This is a genomic window from Arsenophonus sp. ENCA, assembly GCF_002287155.1.
Classification (GTDB): Bacteria; Pseudomonadota; Gammaproteobacteria; order Enterobacterales; family Enterobacteriaceae; genus Arsenophonus; species Arsenophonus nilaparvatae.
Genome location: NZ_NHNG01000041.1, coordinates 1 through 3,345 on the forward strand (window position 1 = coordinate 1; position 3,345 = coordinate 3,345).

The 3,345-nt window shown below is 39.1% G+C and carries 4 protein-coding genes; all 4 read right to left on the reverse strand.

Annotation, left to right across the window (positions count from 1 at the left end; all coding sequences use genetic code 11):
* Positions 1-91: 91 nt before the first annotated feature.
* A complete protein-coding gene (locus tag CBG25_RS00945; protein ID WP_290603858.1) occupies positions 92-316 on the reverse strand; it encodes a response regulator in 225 nt (74 codons plus the stop codon).
* Between the two features lie 175 nt (positions 317-491).
* Complete coding sequence (purB, locus tag CBG25_RS00950) at positions 492-1,862, reverse strand: adenylosuccinate lyase (RefSeq protein WP_290603859.1); 1,371 nt, start codon at positions 1,860-1,862, stop codon at positions 492-494.
* Positions 1,863-1,883: 21 nt separating this feature from the next.
* Positions 1,884-2,510 carry a high frequency lysogenization protein HflD gene (gene hflD, locus CBG25_RS00955; protein WP_290603860.1) on the reverse strand — a complete coding sequence of 209 codons (627 nt, stop codon included), beginning with the start codon at positions 2,508-2,510 and terminating at the stop codon, positions 1,884-1,886.
* Positions 2,507-3,345: tRNA 2-thiouridine(34) synthase MnmA (gene mnmA / locus CBG25_RS00960; RefSeq protein WP_290603861.1), on the reverse strand; the 839-nt coding region annotated here is incomplete at its 5' end. The genes hflD and mnmA, both read right to left, overlap by 4 nt.

Here is a 3,345-nt window from a genome sequence, read left to right on the forward strand (position 1 = left end):
GAGCACATACTTAATACTCGGGGACGAAAATCGTTGGGCTATTTTTCTCCAAATGAAGTATTTTTAGCTCATCTAATGGCTGCATAACGTTTTATGGGTTTGTTGCGTTTCGACTGGGAATGGGCCTGATCATACTTAATCCATCTTCACCCGGTAATCCTAAGTCAACAATTGCAATAACGGGATTACCCTCTTGTAAAAAATAATCGGCTTCTTTAGCATCTGCTGCTGCATCAACTTGATGACCGGTCTCTTTTAACTGGACAGTTAGATGGTGACGTAAAAGCGCATTATCTTCTACAATTAATATCCGCATAACAACCTCAAGTTCTGAATAAATCTACTAGAAAAAGTAGTAATAAATCCTATGTTAGAAGGATAGCTGGATGACGGCAAGATATTACTGAATGAAAAGAAAATAATTATGTGGTTTGATTGGCTAATTAAATGAAAAAGTAGGGTGAGCAATCAATATTACTCACCTATTAATGTTATTTTAAATGGTCCACCAGATTGACTGAATAACCAATATAGTTGGCTGGTGTCATTGTTTTTAAAAGATTTTTTTCTGCTTGTGGTAAATCTAAGCTATCAATAAATGCTTTGATGTCGTCTGCTGTAGCGCGTTTGCCGCGGGTTAAAGCTTTTAGTTTTTCATAAGGCTTTTCAATTCCATAACGGCGCATAACAGTTTGAATAGCTTCAGCCAGCACTTCCCAATTAGCATCCAATTCAGTTTGTAAATTCTGCTCATTGACTTCTAATTTACTCAAGCCTTTCAATGTCGCTTGATAGGCTACGAATGCATAACCAATACCGACCCCTAAATTACGTAATACCGTTGAATCAGTGAGATCACGTTGCCAACGTGAAATCGGTAACTTGTTCGCCAGGTGATTTAATAAGGCATTGGCTAGTCCAAGATTACCTTCAGAATTTTCAAAATCAATCGGGTTAACTTTATGTGGCATGGTTGATGAACCAATTTCACCAGCGACAGTTTTTTGTCTGAAATGATTAAGGGCAATATAACCCCAGATATCTCGATCAAAATCGATCAAAATGGTATTAAAACGAGCAATACAATTAAAGAGTTCAGCAATATAGTCGTGGGGTTCAATTTGGGTTGTGAACGGATTCCATTTGATACCTAACGAAGTAATAAACTGTTCGCTAAACAGATGCCAGTTTATATCAGGATAAGCGGATAAATGGGCATTATAATTACCTACCGCACCATTAATTTTGCCTAAAATTTCGATTTGCTCAAGTTGCTGATATTGCCGCTCCATACGATAAGCCACATTAGCAAACTCTTTACCTATCGTCGTCGGCGTCGCGGGTTGACCATGGGTTCTTGATAGTAGCGGCAATGCGCTATAAAGACGCGCCATCTCTTTTAGGCTATTAATGATTTTTCGCCATTGGGGGAGAACCACTTGGTCACGGGCGATTTTTAGCATTAAGGCATGGGAAAGATTATTAATATCTTCAGAGGTACAGGCAAAATGAATAAATTCAGCCACTTTTTCAAGTTCAGGCATGGCTGCCATTTTTTCTTTTAGAAAATATTCAACCGCTTTTACATCATGGTTAGTTGTTTGTTCAATTTTTTTGATCTGAATGGCGTCATTTTCATTGAAGTTAGCGACAATTTGCTCAAGATAAGCCGTTGCTTCGGCACTAAATACAGGTACTTCTTTAATGTCAGCACATGCTGCTAATTTTTGTAGCCAGCGTACCTCTACTTGTATACGATATTTCAGTAAACCAAATTCACTGAAAATTGGACGTAATAGACTGACTTTATCACTGTAGCGGCCATCAATTGGCGATACAGCAGTCAGTGAAGATAATTCCATTGGTAGTGACTCCCAAATTTATTAACAATGAGCAAGAATTTCTTTTGCTTGAGTGATCAAACGTTGTCGCGAAAACATTAATTGTAGGCGGCTTCCTCCGACTTGTTGCCAGAGAACGGCGCTACGAATGCCAGTAAAAAGTAATGCGCGCATCTTAGCTTGTATCGAGCTATTTTGCAGCATGTCAGGAGAACCCGTTACCTGAATACGTGGGCCAATAGGGCTAATAACATCTACATAAATCCCTGCCAGCGCATTAAAAATACCGCTGGACATAGGTTCAAAATAATTTTTTTGCTGTTGAAGTAATTCAATACGTCGTTTAAGTTCATCACTAGCCGATAGATTTTTTCTTAGTCGGCGTTCTAAACCAATGAGACTTAATAAGTAGCGGGTTAAATCGGAGGAAAGCGTATTACTTGAAGCGGTAAGTATAGCAAGTAAAGTATTTAAACCAACACGAAGATTTGCCTCGCTATTGCCATAAACCGCTAATGTGGATGTTGGATTAATATTTAGGGTGCTATTAATCATCACTTCTGCCGTATTATCGACAATTTTACCTTCATGAGCCAATTGTTGAACTAGACGACATGCTTGGCAAATACCGGCAAATGCAAGAGTAATATCATAAAAATTTTTGCTCACATTAACTCCTGAATACGTGTTTCAATAACGCCACCGCCTAAACAAACTTCACCTTGATAAAAAACTGCTGATTGGCCGGGTGTAACGGCTGTAATAGGGTAGTCAAATTGCACGGCGATTTTATTGTCACTAAGTGGCTTAATTGTGCAGGGGATATCTGGTTGTCGATAACGCGTTTTAACTGTGTATTGATTGGTTTGGTTTAACGCTGGTGGATTAATCCAATGGATTTGTTGGACGATAAGTCCTGTGGACATCAAACGTGGGTGATCATGGCCTTGGGCAACAATTAGCTGATTATTTTTAATATCTTTATCGACAACATACCACGGATCGTCGTTTGCTTCTTTTACACCACCAATACCTAATCCTTTACGTTGGCCTAACGTATGATACATTAAACCTGTATGTTCACCTAAAATTTTGCCATCAACTGTTATAATTGCACCTGGTTTAGCCGGCAGATAGCGAGCGAGGAAGTCGCGAAACTTACGTTCACCAATAAAACAAATTCCTGTTGAGTCTTTCTTTTTGGCGGTAATTAAACCAACGTCCTCAGCGATACGGCGAACGGCTGATTTTTCCAATTCACCGATTGGAAAAAGACTTTGTGCTAGTTGAGCTTGATCCAACGCATAAAGAAAATAGCTCTGATCTTTGTTGTTATCCAAACCACGCAATAATTGATGGCGACCATCAACAGTTTTGCGTCGAGCGTAATGGCCGGTGGCAATATAGTCTGCTGCCAGATCTTGCGCTGCGAATTCTAGAAATGCTTTAAATTTAATTTTTTTATTACATAGAATATCGGGATTCGGTGTGCGGCCAGCTTTAT